18 protein-coding genes are annotated in these 18,109 nt (G+C 71.2%); 8 read left to right on the top strand and 10 right to left on the bottom strand.

Annotation, left to right across the window (positions count from 1 at the left end):
• Nucleotides 1-25: 25 nt before the first annotated feature.
• Complete coding sequence (locus ACWF7A_RS17580) at nt 26-1,045, top strand: DUF2399 domain-containing protein (RefSeq protein WP_452251480.1); 1,020 nt, start codon at nt 26-28, stop codon at nt 1,043-1,045.
• Nucleotides 1,046-1,173: 128 nt separating this feature from the next.
• On the opposite strand, the gene nudC is transcribed toward ACWF7A_RS17580, so the two are convergent.
• From nudC to ACWF7A_RS17560, 4 genes are read right to left on the bottom strand one after another with little or no spacing between them, the layout of a single operon-like run.
• Nucleotides 1,174-2,121 carry an NAD(+) diphosphatase gene (nudC, locus tag ACWF7A_RS17575; RefSeq protein WP_452251479.1) on the bottom strand — a complete coding sequence of 316 codons (948 nt, stop codon included), beginning with the start codon at nt 2,119-2,121 and terminating at the stop codon, nt 1,174-1,176.
• Complete coding sequence (locus tag ACWF7A_RS17570; RefSeq protein WP_452251478.1) at nt 2,118-3,524, bottom strand: M16 family metallopeptidase; 1,407 nt, start codon at nt 3,522-3,524, stop codon at nt 2,118-2,120. The genes nudC and ACWF7A_RS17570 overlap by 4 nt, the downstream gene beginning before the upstream one ends.
• Nucleotides 3,521-4,804: a M16 family metallopeptidase gene (locus ACWF7A_RS17565; protein ID WP_452251477.1), complete on the bottom strand. Its 1,284-nt coding sequence runs from the start codon at nt 4,802-4,804 to the stop codon at nt 3,521-3,523. The genes ACWF7A_RS17570 and ACWF7A_RS17565 overlap by 4 nt, the downstream gene beginning before the upstream one ends.
• A 9-nt stretch (nt 4,805-4,813) precedes the next feature.
• Nucleotides 4,814-6,436 (bottom strand): DUF2207 domain-containing protein, encoded by a 1,623-nt coding sequence (locus tag ACWF7A_RS17560; protein ID WP_452251476.1) that lies wholly within the window; start codon nt 6,434-6,436, stop codon nt 4,814-4,816.
• Nucleotides 6,437-6,862: 426 nt separating this feature from the next.
• Here ACWF7A_RS17560 and ACWF7A_RS17555 point away from each other — a divergent pair, with 426 nt between their 5' ends.
• The 3 genes from ACWF7A_RS17555 to ACWF7A_RS17545 all read left to right on the top strand — a co-directional run bounded on the left by ACWF7A_RS17555 (nt 6,863) and on the right by ACWF7A_RS17545 (nt 10,142).
• Nucleotides 6,863-7,906 (top strand): neutral zinc metallopeptidase, encoded by a 1,044-nt coding sequence (locus ACWF7A_RS17555; RefSeq protein WP_452251475.1) that lies wholly within the window; start codon nt 6,863-6,865, stop codon nt 7,904-7,906.
• Nucleotides 7,907-8,033: 127 nt separating this feature from the next.
• Nucleotides 8,034-9,236 carry a neutral zinc metallopeptidase gene (locus ACWF7A_RS17550; protein ID WP_452251474.1) on the top strand — a complete coding sequence of 401 codons (1,203 nt, stop codon included), beginning with the start codon at nt 8,034-8,036 and terminating at the stop codon, nt 9,234-9,236.
• A 12-nt stretch (nt 9,237-9,248) separates the two neighbouring features.
• Nucleotides 9,249-10,142 (top strand): neutral zinc metallopeptidase, encoded by an 894-nt coding sequence (locus ACWF7A_RS17545; RefSeq protein WP_452251473.1) that lies wholly within the window; start codon nt 9,249-9,251, stop codon nt 10,140-10,142.
• A gap of 13 nt (nt 10,143-10,155) precedes the next feature.
• Here ACWF7A_RS17545 and ACWF7A_RS17540 read toward each other — a convergent pair whose 3' ends face one another.
• The 3 genes from ACWF7A_RS17540 to ACWF7A_RS17530 are packed head-to-tail and all read right to left on the bottom strand — an operon-like array spanning nt 10,156 to nt 12,593.
• Nucleotides 10,156-10,635, bottom strand: coding sequence for a hypothetical protein (locus tag ACWF7A_RS17540; RefSeq protein WP_452251472.1), 480 nt, complete (start codon nt 10,633-10,635; stop codon nt 10,156-10,158).
• A gap of 12 nt (nt 10,636-10,647) precedes the next feature.
• Nucleotides 10,648-11,928: a sensor histidine kinase gene (locus tag ACWF7A_RS17535; protein WP_452251471.1), complete on the bottom strand. Its 1,281-nt coding sequence runs from the start codon at nt 11,926-11,928 to the stop codon at nt 10,648-10,650.
• Entirely contained in the window at nt 11,925-12,593 is a 669-nt protein-coding gene (locus ACWF7A_RS17530; protein ID WP_452251470.1) for a response regulator transcription factor, read from the bottom strand. Before ACWF7A_RS17530 ends, ACWF7A_RS17535 begins: the two co-directional genes overlap by 4 nt.
• 80 nt (nt 12,594-12,673) lie before the next feature.
• On the opposite strand from ACWF7A_RS17530, the gene ACWF7A_RS17525 reads away from it, so the two are divergent.
• A complete protein-coding gene (locus ACWF7A_RS17525) occupies nt 12,674-13,264 on the top strand; it encodes a hypothetical protein (protein ID WP_452251469.1) in 591 nt (196 codons plus the stop codon).
• Between the two features lie 43 nt (nt 13,265-13,307).
• Nucleotides 13,308-13,763, top strand: a complete 456-nt coding sequence (locus ACWF7A_RS17520; protein WP_452251468.1) for a hypothetical protein — start codon at nt 13,308-13,310, stop codon at nt 13,761-13,763.
• Here the strand turns inward: ACWF7A_RS17520 and ACWF7A_RS17515 are convergent.
• The 3 genes from ACWF7A_RS17515 to ACWF7A_RS17505 form a co-directional block, all read right to left on the bottom strand.
• On the bottom strand, nt 13,732-14,367 hold the full coding sequence (locus ACWF7A_RS17515; RefSeq protein ID WP_452251467.1) for a hypothetical protein: 636 nt from the start codon (nt 14,365-14,367) through the stop codon (nt 13,732-13,734). The genes ACWF7A_RS17520 and ACWF7A_RS17515 overlap by 32 nt on opposite strands.
• 70 nt (nt 14,368-14,437) lie before the next feature.
• A complete protein-coding gene (locus tag ACWF7A_RS17510) occupies nt 14,438-15,481 on the bottom strand; it encodes a potassium channel family protein (RefSeq protein WP_452251466.1) in 1,044 nt (347 codons plus the stop codon).
• Nucleotides 15,478-16,911: a M20/M25/M40 family metallo-hydrolase gene (locus ACWF7A_RS17505; RefSeq protein ID WP_452251465.1), complete on the bottom strand. Its 1,434-nt coding sequence runs from the start codon at nt 16,909-16,911 to the stop codon at nt 15,478-15,480. Before ACWF7A_RS17505 ends, ACWF7A_RS17510 begins: the two co-directional genes overlap by 4 nt.
• A gap of 62 nt (nt 16,912-16,973) precedes the next feature.
• Here ACWF7A_RS17505 and ACWF7A_RS17500 point away from each other — a divergent pair, with 62 nt between their 5' ends.
• Together ACWF7A_RS17500 and ACWF7A_RS17495 are read left to right on the top strand one after the other, a co-directional pair.
• Nucleotides 16,974-17,354: a DoxX family protein gene (locus tag ACWF7A_RS17500; RefSeq protein ID WP_452251464.1), complete on the top strand. Its 381-nt coding sequence runs from the start codon at nt 16,974-16,976 to the stop codon at nt 17,352-17,354.
• A 76-nt stretch (nt 17,355-17,430) separates the two neighbouring features.
• Nucleotides 17,431-17,970, top strand: a complete 540-nt coding sequence (locus ACWF7A_RS17495; protein WP_452251463.1) for a hypothetical protein — start codon at nt 17,431-17,433, stop codon at nt 17,968-17,970.
• Nucleotides 17,971-18,109: the final 139 nt, after the last annotated feature.

Here is an 18,109-nt window from a genome sequence, read left to right as displayed (position 1 = left end):
TTCTGTCAAGGCCTAAGTTGGGGTCGTGACCGAGTACGACCGTCCCGAGCTCGCGGAGTTCTGGCGCCTCGCCCGCGAGACGGCGGAGGGCGGCGGCCGCTCCGCGTTCAGCTTCCGCGTCGAGGACGCGAGCACCGCCACCGTCCTCGGCGAGCTGCTGCGCAAGCCGATCGCCCACCCGGCCCGCCGGCAGATCTCGCTGGCACGCCTGGACGAACACATCCGCGCGCACGGCAGCTCGTTGCCCGAGGTGCTGGAGTCGGTGCACGGCAAGCCGCTCGGGATGTCGACGGCGCAGGAGTCGTCGACCGCGGACGCCGTGCTGAAGTTCGCGTTGCGCGAGCACGGCCTGCTCTCGCGCCCGTGGGCCGCGGAGTGGATCGAGCACGTCCGCCGGTACGGCAAGATCCCGCAGCCCGCGCTGCCGATGATCGCGAACCAGGCCGCGGCGATCCTCGCCCGGCTCAGCCCCGAACCGAGGCAGTGGACCACGCGGTTCGCCTTGGCGGGCAACGATCTCGACGACGGCCGCCCGTTGACCCGCGTCGTCGGCAAGGCCCTGCGGCTGGCCGGGGTGGACTGGGAGCGCGCCGGTGTCCTCCCGGACGCCTACAGCAGCCCCGTTCTCACGTCGGAGGGCTACCTCACGCTCAACGACTCGCTGGCAGCGCGGGAGATCACCGTCGTCCGGTCACCGCGCCTGCTCGAGTCCGGTGTGCCCGGCCCGTTGATGGTGCTCCCGGACGGCCTCACGCCCCAGGCCCGGCACCACCTCGACGGCAGGACGGTCCGATGCCACAACGACTTCACGCCCGACGGCATCCGCACGGTGAACGAGGTCCTCGCGTGGACCGGCGGGACGGCGTGGCGGATGTCCGCGGCCGACTACCGCGAGGCCGTCGCCACGTCGATCGCGCGCGGCGTGGAGCTGCCGACGCTGAACAGCCGCCCGGAGACCGCGAGCTGGGACCCGGACCTGGCGGACACCATGGCCACGACCGGCCTGATGGTCACCGAGGAGCACCTGCTGCCGTCACTCCTCTAGGGGCGTGAGCACGGCGATCACCAGCCGTGTGACCTCGGACGGGCTGACGTCGAGCAGCTCGACCTGCCCGAGGTCAGGTCACGGATCTCCGCGATGGTCCAGGGCACCGGCAGCCGTGAGGACAGGACCTAACCCTGGGCCGACCAGCTCTGCAGCATCCGGAACGCGATCGACGCGCCACCGGCGAGCCCGAGCCCCGGCACGCTGCCCGGTTCCTCGATCGCCTTGCGCACGTCGGCCCGCGACACCCACTTGGCCTCCGCGATCTCCCCCTCGGCGAGCCGCAACGGCTCGGCGGGGTCGGCCACGGCCTCGAACCCGATCATGAGCGACCGCGGGAACGGCCACGGCTGGGACCCGAGGTAGCGGATGTCCCGCACGGCGATGCCGACCTCCTCGGAGACCTCGCGCGCCACGCAGGCCTCCAGCGACTCGCCGGCCTCGACGAACCCGGCCAGCACGGAGAACCTGCCCTCCGGCCACTCCGGCCCGCGCGCGACGAGCACCTGCTCCGCGCCGTCGTGCACGAGGCAGATCACCGCCGCGTCGGTGCGCGGGTACTCCTCGCGTTCGCACCCGGAGCAGACCGACGTCCAGCCGGACTTCTCCAGCACCGTCCTGGCGCCGCACTTGGCGCAGTACTTGCCGAGCCGGTGCCACTGGAACAACGCGGCGGCCGTCGTGAAGAGTCCGGCCGACGTGTCGTCCAGGGTCGCGCCGGCCTGCCGCAGGTCGAGCCACTGCGGCTCGTCCGTGAGCTCCGGCGGGCCCCACGCCCGGCTGGCCGGGACTGCTTCCCCGTCCTGCGCGGGCATCAGCACGGCGAACCAGGCCACGCCGTCCTGCTCACCGAGCAGGACGGCGTTCACGGGCGGCTGGTCGCCGAACTCGAGCGCCGGCCGGTCGGCCAGCCGCGTGCCGCGATCGGCGACCAGGGTGCGGCCGCGCGTGTCCACGACGATCATCCGGGCCTTGGGCCAGAGCGCGGCGAGCTTCTCCTCGTCGCCGCGCAACGGCTCGCACCGGTCGATCGTGGACCGCGACAGCGCGGGCAGACCGACTAGATCGAAACTCACTGGAACGAGACCCCACCCAACGCCGAGAGCTTCGGCTTGAGCTGCTCGGCGTCGCCGACGAGCACGCCGGTGAAGTTGCCCGGCGCGAAGAACTCCAGCGCGGCCGCGGCCACCTGCTCCGTCGTGACGGCCGCCAGGCGCTGCGGGTGCGCGACCAGCCAGTCGAGGCCGAGGCCCAGACCGACGAGGTTCACCAGGAACGACGCCAGACCGCCCTGCGAGGACGTGCTGGTGAGCAGCGTGCCGACCGCGTAGCTGCGTGCGGTGTCCACTTCGGACTCCGACGGCGGCACGAGACCGAGGCGCGCCAGTTCGTAGCGGGTCTCCAGCAGCGCCGCCGCCGTCACGTCGGACGCCGTGTCCGCGTCGACCAGCAGCGTCGCGCCGTGCACCGTGAACTCGGGGTGCGAGCGCGCGCTGTAGGTGTAACCCTTGTCCTCGCGGATGTTCTCGACCAGGCGCGACGAGAAGAACCCGCCGTAGACCAGGTTCGCGAGCTGCAGCGCGGGGTAGCGCTCGTCGGTGCGTGGGATCGCCTGTGCCGCGAGGCGGATCTGCGACTGCACGGCACCGGCGCGGTGCACCAGCACCACGTCGCCGCCGGACACCTGCGGCAGCGGCGGCAGCTGGACGGCCTCACCGTCGCCCTGCCACGCGGCCAGCGCCTCACCGATCTGCGCCACGGCGTCGGCCGGCTCGACGTCGCCGACGACGACCAGGACCGAGCCGCGCGGCAGCAGTGCCTTGCCGTGCAACGCCACCACGTCTTCGCGGCTGACGGCGGCGACCTCGTCGGCCTCCGGCATCTCCTTCGCGTACGGGTGGTCGCCGTACAGCACCTTCTGCAGCGCCTCGCGCGCGATGACGCTCGGCTGCGAGCGGGCGATCGTGATGCGCTCGACGAGACGGGTGCGCTCGCGCTCCACCTCGTCGGCCGGGTACGACGCGTTCGTCAGGACGTCCGCGAGCACCTCCAGCACGGTGCCGAGGCCGGTGGCCAGGGCGTTGCCGGTGAAGCTCAGGCGCTCCGGGTCGACGACGGCGTCGAGCTCGCCGCCGACCAGCGCGAGCTCGGTGTCGATCTGCACGCGCGAACGCTTCTCCGTGCCCGTGAGCACGGTGTTCGCGAGGATCTCGGCCACCGCGGAGTGCTGGGAGCCGACGCTGGTGCCGGCCGGGTCCGCGAACGGGACGCGCAGCCGCACCTCGACCATCGGCACGGTGGCGCGGCGGACCGCGATCACCCGCAGGCCGCTGGGCAGCGTGGTGTCCACAGTGGACAGCTCGGCGGCCGTCTTCTGCGAGCCCAGCTCCGGCAGCGGACGCGGGCCCGTCTCGGTGCGGCCGATCTCTTCAGCCGACCGGTGGGTCTTGTTCCCCGGAGAGGAAGTCGAAACGGTCACTGAGATCCTCCGGTGGGCTTGACGAAGAGAAGGGCGCGGGAGTCGGGACGCAGCGCCTTGGCCGCGGCGGACACCTCGTCGACGGTCACCGAGGCGATCCGCTCGGGGAGTTCGTAGATCAGCTCGGCGCGGCCGAACAGCAGCTCCGCCGAGCCGAGGCCCAGCGTGCGGTTCGTGAGCCGGTCGTGCTCCTTGTGCATGGTCGACGCCCAGCGGGCGGTGACCTTCGCGAGCTCCTCGGCCGTCGGCGGTTCCTGCGCGAGCTTCTGCAGTTCCTCGTCGATGGCCGCGACGACCTGCTCGGCGGGGACCTCGGCCGCGTGGATCGCGGTGATGCTGAACGTGTCGGGGTCGCGGGCCTCGAGCGGACCGAACAGGCCGCAGCCGGCGTTCAGGTCGATCACGATGCCCTCCTGGTGCACGAGGCGCTGCTGCAGGCGCGAGCCGTCGCCGTCCGCGAGCACGCCGGCGAGCACCAGGTACGACAGGTAGCCGTCGATGTCCGTGGTCGGGTCCGGCACGCGGTAGCCGATCGCGATCGCGGGCAGCGGGGCCAGCGCGTCGCCGTGCTCGTGCCGCACCTCACCCTGTGGGCCGGGCTCGGCGAACGAGGGGCGCTCGGGCTTCGGCCGCGCGGGCACGTCGCCGAAGTGCTTCTCCACCAACGTCTTCGTGGTCTCGACGTCGAGGTCGCCCGCCACCGTCAGCACCGCGTTCGCCGGGCTGTAGTAGGTGTCGAAGAACTCGGCGCAGTCGTCGACCGTCGCGCTCTCCAGGTCGACGAAGTCGCCGTAGCCGTTGTGCGCGTTGGCGAACGTCTTGAACAGCACCGCGGGCAGGAGGATCCAGGGGAACCCGCCGTACGGGCGGTTCAGCACGTTGAGCCGGATCTCCTCCTTCACCACGTCGATCTGGTTGCGGAGGTTCTCCTCGGTGAGCTTCGGCGCGCGCATGCGGTCCGCCTCGAGGAACAGCGCCCGCTCCAGCGCCGCGCTCGGCAGCACCTGGTAGTAGTCGGTGTAGTCGGGGTGCGTGGACCCGTTGAACGTGCCGCCCGACGACTGCACGTGCCGGAAGTGGGCCAGCTTCTCCAGGCTCTCGCTGCCCTGGAACATCAGGTGCTCGAAGAGGTGCGCGAACCCGGTGCGCCCCTCCGGCTCGGATCGGAAGCCGACGTCGTAGTGCACGCTGACGCCGACGACCGGAGCGCCGGCGTCGGGGGCGAGCACCACCCGCAGGCCGTTGGGCAACGTGAACCTGTGCAGTTCGGGTGAGGCCATGCGGCAAGCCTACGGGTTCGGCGTCCGAAGCGATCGCAGGTGGCCCGCCTGGGCGAGCACGCCGTCGAGGGCCCCGAGGAACGCCGGGAAGCTGCGCCGGAAGTCGCTCGCGTTGCCGTACCAGTAGAGGTCCTGCCGGCCGAACGTGGAGAGCCAGCGCTCGGTCTCGCCGAGCACCACGGCGTAGGGCAGCGACCGGGAGAACACGAGCTCGCGGTCGGCCTCGGGCACGTCGTCCGGCGTCACCCCGGCGAGGTAGCCGCGCAGGCCGCGGACGTGTTCGAGCAGCTCGCTGCCGCGCTTGGTGCGGGCGGGCATCGACCGCGCGCCCAACGCGAGCGCGATCCCGGCGACCGCGACGACGAGCCCGAACAGCGCGTTGCCGACCGTCAGCGCCAGCACGACCGTGGCGGCCACGCCGAGCACCGCGACCGCGATTCCCACCCACCAGAACAGGTTCCGCTCGGCGTCCGGGCGGCGCACGAACCAGCGCTTCTCGACGACGTCGGCGTAGAGCCGGTCGCGGACGTGCGCGAGGTCGATCTGCCGGCCGCGCAGCTCGGACACGCTGACCGCGTCCACCCCCTGGGGCAGCAGGGCTTCGCAGACGGCCTTCTCGTAGCCGGACAGCGAGTCGTCCACCGGGTTGCGGCGCACGATCCGCCAGTCGCGGCCTTCGACCTCGGTGATCCACAGGTAGTTGCGGACGGCCAGGTCGATGACCGTGGCGGTCACGTCGACGACGTCCACGTGCTCGTCGACGACCGTGCCGACCTGGCCCGGCAGCACGCCGTCGGGCGAGGCGAACGCGACCCGGTCGTTGCCGTCGCGGACCAGCACGGACACCGCGCCGACCTCGCTCGCGAGCGCCCTCGCGTCCCGGCCGCGCAGGTACCAGAGCAGCACGACACCGCCGAGCAGCAGCACCAGCAGCCCGCCGAGCGCGGCACCGCTGACCGGCGTCAGCGCGAACGCGGCGGCGAGACCCGACTGCTCGACCACGACGGCGTTGGGCGGCACGACCCCGGCGGACAGTCCGATCGCGACGTCGACGCGTTCACCGGCGCCGAGCTTGATCTCCTGCGCCCGCACGCCCTTGCCGTCCGCGAGGTCGGCGCTGGTGCACGGCTGCGAGGACCCGACCGGCCCCGCGAGGCAGTTGACCGACGTCGGCGAGTCCGGTGCCGAGAAGGAGACGGCGACCCTGTCCAGTTCGGCGTCCCAGCCGCCCGCGACCTGCCAGCGGACCTCCAGCACGTCACCGACGGGGGCGACGGCGCCGACGACCGTGTAGGTCAGCGTGGAGGTGCCTTCGAGGCTGACGGTGAAGACGTCGTCGTTGGACGTGACACCGCCCTTGCCCTCGACCTTCGCGTCGGTGACGCGGTACTGGCGCTCCAGGTCGTTGCCGACGGCGAGTCGCAAGGGGACGGTCCGCTTGACCGTCTTGCCCTCGGGCACCTGGACGGTCTCGGTGACGGACAGCCGGGCGTCGCGCTCCAGCTTCATCCGCACCTCGGTGCTGACGGTGCCGGGAAGCGGCTGCGCGAGCGCGCCGGCAGCCGTCCCGAGAGACGTGACGGACGTCAGCGCGACGGCGACGAAGATCGCCGCACCCCAGTTCTTCAACACGGCTGCGGACAATAGCGGAGTCCTCATATGCTCCGGCGGACTTTCGAACAGACGCCATCTGGGGGATCTTCGGCGATGACGCAACCACCGCCACCTGGGTATCGGCCGCCGCCGCGCCCGGTGGGTCCGCCGCCTGTGCGCGTGCCGTTGGGGCAGCGTCCGCCGCAAGGCCCACCGCCCCTGCCCGCGGGGCAGCCGTACGGGCCGCCGACGGGTCCGCGGCCGGTTCAGGGACCGCCGGGTGGGGCGCGTCCGCCGATGGGACCGCCGCCCGCGGGTCCGCCGCCGTACGGACCTCCGCCGATGGGACCGCCTCCCGCAGGCCGGCCGCCGATGGGACCTCCGCCTCCGTCAGCTCCCTATGGCGCACCACCGCCCTATGGCCCGCCACCCGGCCGTGCCCCGCTCCCACCACCGCGGCCGGTCATGCCCCCGCCCCAACCGATGTGGGGCCACGGCCACCAGCACCCCGGCGCGTTCGCACCCCCGCCCTACCCGATGGCCCCGCCACGCCGGAGCAGCAGCGGCCCGGTCCTGGCCCTGGTCCTGGGCGGCGTGGTGATCCTCGGCCTGGGCGCGGTGGGCGTCTTCGCGGCGGCCATGAGCAACAAGGTCAAGGACACGGGCTACTCGAACTACACGACCTACAGCCCGACCTTCACCGCCCCGACGACCACGACGACGACCGCCACCACCACGACCACCCGCCCCACGTCGAGTCGTACGACGAGCACCCAGCAGACCCCGGTGGGCCCGAAGGCGATCTACAAGCTCGCCGACCACCCGATCTTCACCACGGGCATCGGCGCGAACGACTTCGACGCGTGCCCGTTGCCGCAGATGGAATACAGCCCGGCGGGCGAACGCAGGTTCCTCGAAGCGGCGTTGCCGTGCATCGAGAAGGCGTGGCAGCCGGCGCTCAAGGCCGCCAACCTGCCGTACCAACCGGCCGAGCTGCAGGTGTTCACGGGCACGACGCAGACGCCGTGCGGGTCGCGGCAGAACAACACGACGGCGATGTTCTGCAGGGGCGTCATCTACTGGCCCGGCACCTTCTACGCGAACGAGGGCGGCTCGACGGTCCGGCACCCCGGCGTCTACCTCGGGCAGCTCAGCCACGAGTACGGCCACCACATCCAGTGGCTCACCGGCATGCTCCGCGCCGCAGACCAGGCCCAGTACGACGTCGGCGGCTTCGACACGCCCAGGGGGCTGGAGCTCAACCGCAGGCTGGAGTTGCAGGCCACGTGTCTGGGCGGGATGACGCTGGCGCCGTTCTCGCACAGGAACGTCGTCCCGATGGAGGTCGTGAACACCGGCCTGAGCGACGCGGGCAAGCGCGGTGACTACAACCGCAGGCCGGACCACGGCAGTGCGCCCAACAACGACCGCTGGGTGATGCACGGCCACAAGCAGAACAAGATCAGCGCGTGCAACACCTGGGCGGCGACGCCCGCGGACGTCTCGTGAACCGATCCCCCGGCCCGCGCGTCTCAAGTACGTGGACGGTTCGCGTTAGCCCGGTCGGGGGACACGTGATCTCGGTCCGCCTATGCTCGTACCCGACCCAGGATGACCATTGGGGGGACCTCAGGCGATGACGCAACCACCGCCGCCGGGCAACTGGCCGCCGCCGCGCCCGGTCGGCCCGCCACCGATGCCCGCACCGCTCGGGCAGCGTCCGCCCCCAGGCCCACCCCCTCCCTACGGCATGCCGCCGCAGGGCCCGCCGCCCGGCTACTACGGCCCACCTCCGCCGCACGGGCCGGTCATGCCGCCGCCGCACCCCGCCTGGGGTCCCGGTTACGGCCCGTACCCGCCAATGCCGCCGCGCCGCAAGAGCAACGGCCCGATGATCGCCCTGATCCTGGGCGGCGTCGTGATCCTCGGTCTCGCCGCGGTCGGCGTGTTCGCGGCGACCCTGAGCAAGAAGGTGGAGGACGCGGGCTACTCGAACTACACGACGTACAGCCCGACGTTCACCGTCCCGACCACGACCGAGGAGCCCGCGACGACGACGAGCGCGCCGCGTCCGTCGGCGTCGCGCACCCCGTCCGCCCCGGCGACCCCGGCCGGTCCGAAGGCCGTCTACGCGCTGGCGGACCACCCGTTCCTCAAGCCGGGCTTCGGCGCGAACACGATCTCCGGCTGCGCGCTGCCGCCGATGGACTACTCGCCGGCCGGGCAGGACCGCTTCCTGCGCGCCGCGCTGCCGTGCATCGAGAACATGTGGAAGCCGGCGCTGCAGGCCGCGAACCTCCCGTACCAGCCCGTCGAGCTGCACGTCATCACGGAGACGGCGCAGTACCCGTGCGGCACGGTCCGTCCGGACCAGACGGCTCGGTACTGCCAGGGCGGCATCTACTGGACGGCGAACGCCTACGCCGCCGAGCGCAACCCGAACAACCCGAACCACCCCGGCAAGTACCTGGGTCAGCTCGCCCACGAGTACGGCCACCACCTCCAGTGGCTCACCGGGATGCTCAAAGCCTCGGACCGCGCGCAGTACGACGCGGGAGGGTGGGATACTCCGAAGGGCCTCGACCTGAACCGCCGGATGGAGCTGCAGGCGACGTGCTTCGGAGGCATGTCGCTGGCCCCGTTGTCGCACGGAGCGATTCCGATCGAGGTGATCCGGGTGGCCCTGACCGACGCGGGCAACCGGGGTGACTACGACATCTATCCGACGAAGGACCACGGCACACCGCAGAACAACGCGAGCTGGGTGGACCGCGGTTACAAGTCGAACAAGGCGTCCGAGTGCAACACCTGGGCAGCGGACCCGGGCGCCGTCTCCTAGGAAGGGGAGAACGTGACCCAACCAGCGAAGAACAACCCGGTCCTGCTCGCGGGAGTGTTCGTGCTGGTGGTCGCGTTCGTCCTCGGAATCGGTCAACTGAGCCGGCCCAGAGTGGTCACCGGCCACGCCCTGGCCGGTTCGCGCCCGGCGTCGACCCCTCAGACCGAGCCGTCGACGCCGATCCGCCCGCGCGCCGTGTTCCGGCTGGCCGACCACCCGTTCCTGGTCAAACCGGCGTCGCTGACCCCGGTGACGTGCTCGTTGCCGCCGTTCGGCACCGACGACGCCCAGCTGGCCGCCTACTACGCGGCGGGCGTCGAGTGCCTGGACGCCGCCTGGGGCCCGGTGCTCACGAGCGCGAACCTGCCGTTCGACAAGCCGGCGCTGGACGCCTCGCCGGTGCTGAAGGACGGCCCGTGCGGCGAGGCCCCGGAGTCCGACCACGCGGTGGCCTACTACTGCGGCCGCAACCGCACCATCTACATGCCGACGGCGCGTCTGCGCGACAACGGCGGCGGTGACGCCCCGGCGACCCACCTGGCCACGCTGTCGCACGAGTACGGCCACCACGTCCAGGCGCTGACGGGCCTCCTGCGCGCGGCGGACCTGAAGATCACCGACGCGGGCGAGAAGACCCCGGCGGGCCTCGAGATGTCCCGCCGGATCGAGCTGCAGGCGAACTGCTTCGCGGGCATGTTCCTGAGCGCGGCGGCGGGCCGCGGCTCGCTGACGGCGGGCCTCGCGCGGCAGGCACAGGAGGACTTCCAGTTCGCGATCGAGGAGAAGCCCGAGAACAACGCGCACGGTTCGGCGAAGAACCAAGCGACGTGGGCGGGCGCGGGCTTCAAGGCCAACTCGACGGACGCCTGCAACACCTTCTCGGCTCCGGCGGCCCAGGTCTCCTAGGCCGGGGTGTCTCCTAGCTCAGGTGGGTCTGCTCGTCGACGTGGCGCGTGGGCGTTCCCAGGAACACCTTCGCGTCACGCGGTGAGCCGTAAGCCAGGTTCAGCGTGGTCAGCAGGTAGTTCCAGCCACCGTCCCGGGGCCGCGCCCACCGGTGGTTGAGCTGCCAGCGCACCCACTCGCCCCGCCGGAGCCGCACGGGTGAAGGCCTGTCCCGCCGCCGCGGCGACGCGTACATGGTGTCCTGCAGCTGCACGGTCAGCACGTCGTCGTCCTCGCGGAGGGTGAGCGCGATCCGGTCGATCTCGCTGCTCTCCTTCGACCACACGGGTGCGAAGCCCTCCCGTTCGAGCAGGCGCACCTCGTGCACGGCGGGCCTCAGGTGCGGCAGCACGAACCCGACCGGCACCGAGTTCCGGCGGGTCGCTCCGGGTTCACCGCGGGACTGCTTGGTCCACTCGGTCTTCACCCACTGCACCACCACGTCCGCGTCCACGCACCGATGAAATCAAACGTGGCTCGGCTGGGCGACCGGATTCACCGCGGGCAGCCGCACGCGGAACACCGCTCCCGGCTGGCCGGACGGTTCGCACGTGAGGTCGCCGCCGTGCGCGCGGATCACGCCGCGGGCGATGGCGAGCCCCAGCCCGGAGCCTCCCGAACGCCGGTCGCGGGCGTCGTCGAGCCGCACGAGCCGGTCGAAGATCCGTTCGCGTTCGGCCTCGGGCACGCCCGGTCCGTTGTCGGACACGGTGAACCCGGTCAGGTCGACCCGGATCCGCACGCTTCCCGACGGTCCGGTGGCCTGGCGGGCGTTGTCGACGAGGTTCGCGAGCACCTGCGCGAGCCGTTGCCCGTCCCCGACCACGGCGACCTGGACGCCCTCGGCGGCGATGTCGAAGTCCGGTGCCACGAACCGGGTCCGCGCGACCTCGGCCTCGGCGAGGCCCAGCAGGTCCACCGATTCGCGCTGCATCTCGTACCCGGCGTCGAGCTGGGCGAGCGCGAGCAGGTCGTCGACCAGCCGTCCGGCCCGGCGTGCCTCCCTGACCAGCAGGAACGACATCTGGTCGCGGTCGGGTGAGTCGACGGGTGCCTGCACGAGCGCCTCGGCCACGGCCTGCACGCCGGTGATCGGCGTCCTCAGCTCGTGCGCGGCGTCGGCGACGAACCGCCGGGTGCGTTGCTCGGAGCCCTCCAGCGAGTCGAGCATCCCGTCGAACGCGGCCGCGGTCCGTCCCAGCTCGGTGTCGGTCCTGGACGGGTTGAGGCGTCCGCCCCGGTGCCCGGCGGCGATGGCCTGGGCCAGCGACGTCATGGCGTCGAGCGGCGCCAGCGCCCTGCGGACCACCACGACGATCAGCAGTCCGGTGACGCCGATGGCCACGAGCCCCAGGATCAGCAGGAGCTTGCGCAACCGGTGCTGTGCCTGGGAGATCGCCTCGGTGTCGGCGTAGAGGGTGATCTTGTTGCGGCCGACGGTGCGGACCTGGCGCTGGAACTGGCCTTCCTCGGGCGCGCTGCCGACGGTCGTGCCGTTGGGCAGCTCGATGGTGACGTGGATGTTCCGCTTCGTCAGCACGCCGACGACCTCGGCCGGGCGCCTGCCGTTCTTCAGCATCTCCACCGCGCGCGACTCGGCGCTGTTCAGCACGCCGTCGACGTCCTTGGAGGACTGCCCGGCGAACGTCCGGTCGACCGAGATCACCAACGTCACGAGCACCAGGAACAGCACCAGCAGCACGGACACCGCGACCCGCCGGCGCAACGACACCGTGCGGAGGTTCATTCTTCGGCCCGCAGCACGTACCCAAGACCGCGAACGGTGTGCACGAGCCGTGTGCCGTGTTCCTCGATCTTGCGGCGCACGGCGCTGATGTGGACCTCGACCAGGTTCGGGTCGTAGTCCTCGTAGCCCCACACGGCCGTGAGGATCTGCGTCTTGGACACCACACGCCCGCGTTGAGCAGCCAGGTAGACGAGCAGGCGCAGTTCGGTCGCGGTCAGTTCGATGGGCCGGTCGGCGCGCATGACGACACCGGCGTCGGCGTCCACGACCAGGTCGCCGACCTGCACGGTCGACGGGGTGCGGCCGAGGCGCCGCAACACGGCCGACACCCGTGCCACGAGCTCTGCCAGCACGAACGGCTTGCCCACGTAGTCGTCGGCGCCGCCGGACAGGCCGCGCAACCGGTCCGGCACGCCGTCGCGCGCGGTCAGCATGACCACGCCGGCACCGGACGAGCGGCGGATGACCTCGAGCAGCTGGAAGCCGTCGCGGCCGGGCAGCATCACGTCGAGAACGACCAGGTCGGGGCGGAAGCGGCCGAGATCGGCCTCCAGCTGGCGCCCGTCCAGGCGGTGCTGCACCTCGTACCCGGACTCGCGCAACGCGGACGACACCGCGGCGCCGATCGCCTCGGCGTCCTCGATCACCAACACCCTGGCGGACACCACACCATTCTGCTGATCATCGGGACTTCGGGCGACTCGCCTTCAGCTTGCGCTCAGATTGCGCGCGCACGCTGGTGCGCATGTCGAAGAAATCAGCGTGGGCCGGCGCCATCGTCGCGGCCGCCGGTCTCACCGTCGGCGGCATCGCGGTCGCGACGGCGGCCGAGGGCCCCGACCGCCCGCCGAACGCGGCGTTCGCGGAGCGCCACCCCGGTGGTCCCGGCGGCGTGAACGGCCAGAACAGGCCGGGACGCCCGGACAAGGCCAAGCTCAAGGACAGCACGCTCGTCGTCGGGCGGGTCAAGTCGGTCGAGTCCGGCAAGCTCACGATCACCAAGGACGACGGCAGCGAGGTGTCGTTGACCACTGACGGCTCCACGAAGCTGCGCGGCGGAGACCTCGCCGGTCTCAAGGCCGACCAGCGCGTGACCGTGCGCGTGAAGGACGGCAAGGCGCTGAACGTGGCCCTGGCGAAGGCCCAGGCGCGCGGCACCGTCAAGGACGTCAACGGCAACAACGCCACGTTGATCCAGGTCGACGGCCTGCAGACGCCGCTGGACCTGGCCTCGGTGACGGAGAAGCCGAAGAACGGCGATCTCGTCGCGGTGAGCGGTTCGGTGACCGACGGCAAGACCATCAAGGTCGAGCAGCTGCGCCAGCTGCCGAAGTAAACCTGGGCTCCACGCGGGCCGCCGCGTCTGCGAACATCGCAGTGTGGCGGTTCCGCGAAGCCCGGACAGATGGGTGTTCATCCTGCTGGTCGTCGGACTGGTCGGGATCGGGGTCGCGCTCGCGCTCTTCTTGCCCGCCAAGGTGTTGGGCGCCGAGGAACCCCCTAGACCCGTGATGGCCACAGTGGTCGAAAGCGGCTCGTGCGGCTCCGGCATGGACACGGTCGAGTGGGACGCCGACGGCCAGAAGAAGCAGGCCAAGCTCGACGGCTGCGGTCACTCCAAGGGCGAGACCGTGGAGATCGTCAACACCGGCGGCGAGATGGTGTCGTCCGCCGCGTCCGTCCCGGTCGGACTCCCGGTCGGGCGCCGCCTCACCGCGCTGCTGTTGTGCATGGCAGCGCTGGCGGGTGGCTTCTACGCGTTCCTCTTCCGCTACGCGCCTCTGCGCGCGCCGGCCGTGATGCCTACTCCTCGGCGGACGGGGCCGGCTTCTTAGCCTTCGCGAGGATCTCGACGACGTCGCACGTCATGGCGACCAGGTCGTCGAGCTGTTCCACGAGGTCCAGGTCGGTGAAGGTGAAGCACGCGACGCCGTCGGCGATGTCCACGGCGGGCTGCTGGTACGACCTGAGCTGGGCGACGACCCCGCGTTCGGTGTCCGGCGCCAGGTCGCCCGAGATCTCGTAGCCCGCGCCGGGCCGAGGCGGGTCCATCCTCAGGTCTCCGGTGAGCTCCGGCGCGTCCAGCACCACCACGAGCGCCGGGACGGTTCTCTCCACATGGGAGTAACCAGTGGACGTCAGCCCGACGGACGTCGTCGAGGAGAAGACGGCGACCCGAACGGCACGCCCCTCGTGGACTCCCGCCACGGTGCCGCCCCGCCCCAACCCGGGCAGGCCGCTCATCCGCCCGGCCGGCACGTCCTCCTGGTCGGACACCTTCGCCCACCCCGGTGTGCCCGCCAGGCGTTCGAGGGAACGGATGGCCGCCGTGGCGGAGCGGAGCCTCCCGCTCTCCTCCCCGGAGCTCACGACCGAGAGCACCACGACCACGACCAGCACGACGAGGCCGATCACGGTCAGGACCAGCGACAGATCCACACGTCCTCCGAGGGGCACGGCTCCCCCGGCGGTGGGGAGCCCCTCATTGGACTACGTGGCCCGCGCCGTTTCACTCCTCTCCGGGAGGAGTCACCTTCTTGACGTAGAGCAGCCGGTCGCCCGGCTCGATCGCGTCGGCCTCCGGGGCGTCCACCCGGTACAACGTCTTGCCCCGCACCACGCCGAGCACGATGTCGGGCAGGTGCCGCGGCGACCCGCCGATCTCGCTCTTCTCGACGTCGCGCTCGGCGATCGCGAGCCCCGCGTCGGGCGTGAGCAGGTCCTCGACCATCGCCACGACGGACGGCGTCGCGGTGGCCATGCCGAGCAGGCGGCCGGCCGTCTCGGACGACACGACCACCGAGTCGGCGCCGGACTGCTTGAGCAGGTGCTCGTTCTCGCGTTCCCGCACCGACGCCACGATCTGCGCCTTGGGGGCGAGCTCGCGAGCGGTCAACGTGACCAGCACCGCCGTGTCGTCCCGGTTCGGCGCCACGACGATCGCGCGCGCACGGGCCGCACCGGCGACCCTCAGCACGTCGTTGCGCGTACCGGACCCATGCACGACGACGAGCCCCTTGGCGGTGGCCGCGTCGAGCGACTCCTGCACGGTGTCGACGACGACGATCGAGCCGGGGTCGACACCGTCGCCGAGCAGCGCCGCGACCGCGGACCGCCCCTTGGTGCCGTAACCGACGACCACAACGTGGTCCCGCACGACCCGCCTCCACTTCTGAATGCGCAACGCCTGACGGGAGCGCTCGGTGAGAACTTCGAGTGTCGTGCCGACCAGCACGATCAGGAACAGGACTCGCAACGGCGTGATGACCAGAACGTTGATCAGGCGTGCCGACGACGACGCGGGCGTGATGTCGCCGTAGCCGGTCGTCGAGAGAGACACCGTGGCGTAGTAGAAGGCGTCGAGCAGTGAGACGCCGTCCTCGTTCACGTCGCGATAGCCGTCACGGTCCAGGTACACGATCATCACCGCGAGCAGCAGCGCCGCCATCGCGCCGACAACGCGCTTCAGGATGGCGCGGACAGGGCTTTCCACCTTGTCCGGCATCCTGATCACGCCGACGAGCGAGTGCGACGCTTCATCAGACAGGCTCATCGGGACAACCTCTTCGCTATCTCCGCTTGGGCAAGCATCCGCCACAGGTGAGCGGCCGCCTCCGCGCCTTTGAGGAGCAACGGCACCACTACGCGCTCGTTCGGCGCGTGGACGCGATCATCCGGCAAGGTCGCACCGAGGTAGACGAGGGGCACCCCGAGCCGTTGCTGGAGCACCGCCGCGGGCCCCGACCCACCGGCCCGCGCGAACCGGACGGGCTGGTCGAAGGCGAGCTCCATGGCCTCGTGGACGGCGGCGTTGGCCGGGTCGTCCGGGCTGATCGCGTACGGCGGGACGCCCTCGCCCCTGATGGCGATGCTCGCCGTGACGCCGTCTGGGGTGTGCTCGGCGACGAACCGCTCCAGCTGGACCTTGACCCTGTCGGGGTGCTGGTCGGGCACGAGCCGGAAGCTGATCTTCGCGGTGGCGCGCGCCGGGATGATCGTCTTGAAGCCGGGACCGGTGTAGCCGGCGCTGATCCCGTTGACCTCGGCCGTGGGCCGCACCCAGAGCCGTTCGAACGTGGAGTAGCCGGGCTCGCCTCGGGTGGCCCGCGCGCCGCCGCCGTTGCGCCTGAGCCAGTCCTGCTCGTCGAACGGCAGCGCGGCGTAGTCCTCGCGTTCCTTCGCGGAGGGCTCGCGGACGTCGTCGTAGAAGCCTTCGAGCTGGATCCGGTTGTCGTCGTCGTGCAGCGCGGCGATCAGTTTCGCGAGTGCCGTCGCGGGGTTCGGAATCGCACCGCCCGCGCGTCCGGAATGGACGTCGTCGGTTCCGCCTTCGAACGTGATTTCGACACCGAGAACACCGCGTTGCCCGGTGTTGACCGTCGGTGCGTCGCGATCGTGCAATGCGGTGTCGGTGAACACCACAAGATCGCAACCGAGCTGATTCTCGTGATCATCGAGGAGCTTTCGCAGGTGCGGTGATCCCGATTCCTCCTCGCCTTCGACGAAGAGTTTCAGCGTGACGCTCGGAGCGTTCTGCCGCGTGGCGGCCAAGTGCGCCTTGACCGCGAGCAGGTGCATCGCGACCTGCCCCTTGTCGTCGCTCGCACCCCGCCCGCGGATCTCGTCGCCGCTGATCACGGGCTCGAACGGCGGGTGCTCCCACCGGTCGAGCGGATCGACCGGCTGCACGTCGTGATGGCCGTAGACGAGCACGGTGGGGGCGTCCGGATCGTCCGCCGGCCAGCACGCGAACACGGCCGGGAGCGCCGGTCCGTCGTCCCAGATCTCGACCTCCGGCCAGCCGTCCTCACGGAGTGCGCCGGCCAGCCACTCGGCGGATCTGCGCACGTCAGGGTGGTGCGCGGGGTCGACCCCGATGCCCGGAATCCTGATCCACTCGCAGAGCCCGGCCACGAAGGAATCGGCCAGCGCGGCGACAGCGGCGCGTTCAGTGCGTTCGGAATGACGAGAATCACCTGCCACGGCCGTGGAGAATAGGCCAGCCCCACCTCGCCTACGCGGCGTAGGCATGACAGGGTGACGCCATGGAACCAACCCGTTCCCGAGCGCGGTCGGCGCTGGCGCTCGCCGCACTGCTAGGCCTGGCCGGAGCAACCCACTTCACCAGGCCGAAGTACTACGACGCGATCGTCCCGCGCGCCCTCCCCGGCACCCCGAGGCAGTGGACGTACGTGTCCGGCGCAGCCGAACTGGCCGTGGCCGCCGCAGTCGCCGCGCCCCGAACCCGCCGCCACGGCGCACTGGCCGCAGCCGCCTTGTTCGTCGCGGTGTTCCCGGCGAACGTGAAAATGGCTCTTGATTTCCGGGACAAATCCCCCAAAGCCCGCGCCATCGCCTACGGCCGCCTGCCACTGCAGATCCCGCTCGTCGCATGGGCGTGGAAAGTGGCGAAAGCATCCCCATGACCACCCTGGGTAATCCTTAACCAAGTATCCCGCAAACGCTGTCATTTTCTGCGCGAGGAACCTTAGGATGCGCCCTGTGCAAACGCTTCTTGAGCGCGCCGCAACCGCACTCGGCTGGGAGGGTGTCGTCGTTCCCGACGTCGCCGTCCTGGGCCAGCAGGTGTCCGCGGTCGTGCGTTTGCTGCCCGACGTGCACGAGTGGAGAACCGGGAACGGCTGGCCCCCTCGTGCCGACCCGTCGTGGTTCCGCTCGTGGTTCGAGCCCGAGGCGCACGACCGCCTCCCCGTAGCCGCCGTGGAGCTCGTGGGCGTCCTGGTGAGCGAGTCCACGACGGACCGAGCCCTCCAGTCGTGCGGCACCCTCCTGACCCTGGCGCCGTGTGCGGTGATGCTCCCCCGCACCGACGAGTCCCAGGCCTGGTCGTTCATCGAGCTCGACTACTACGGGATCGGCGTCGTCGTGGGCGACGAGGCCTCGGCGGACCTGATGGTGCCGCCGGAGGACCGGTCGCCCGAGTTCGGGCCTTCGCTGTTCGGGCGGTGGCTGCTCGAGGTGCTGTACGAGCGGGTGCTGAAGGCTTCGCACGCGCCGGCTGGGAGCAGCTCGCAGGGTTGAGCCGCTGCTGGCAGGGTTGCGGGTGGTAGCTCGCGTGCCGGCAGGTCGAGGGTGGTTCGCGCTTCGGCAGGGCCGAGAGCGGCAGCTCGCGTGCCAGCAGGGCCGAGGGCGGCAGCTCGCGTGCCAGCAGGACCGAGAG

The sequence above is a fragment of the Lentzea sp. NPDC055074 genome (assembly GCF_053608005.1).
Note: the sequence above shows the minus strand (reverse complement) of the source record. Positions and strands in the feature narration are given on the sequence as shown.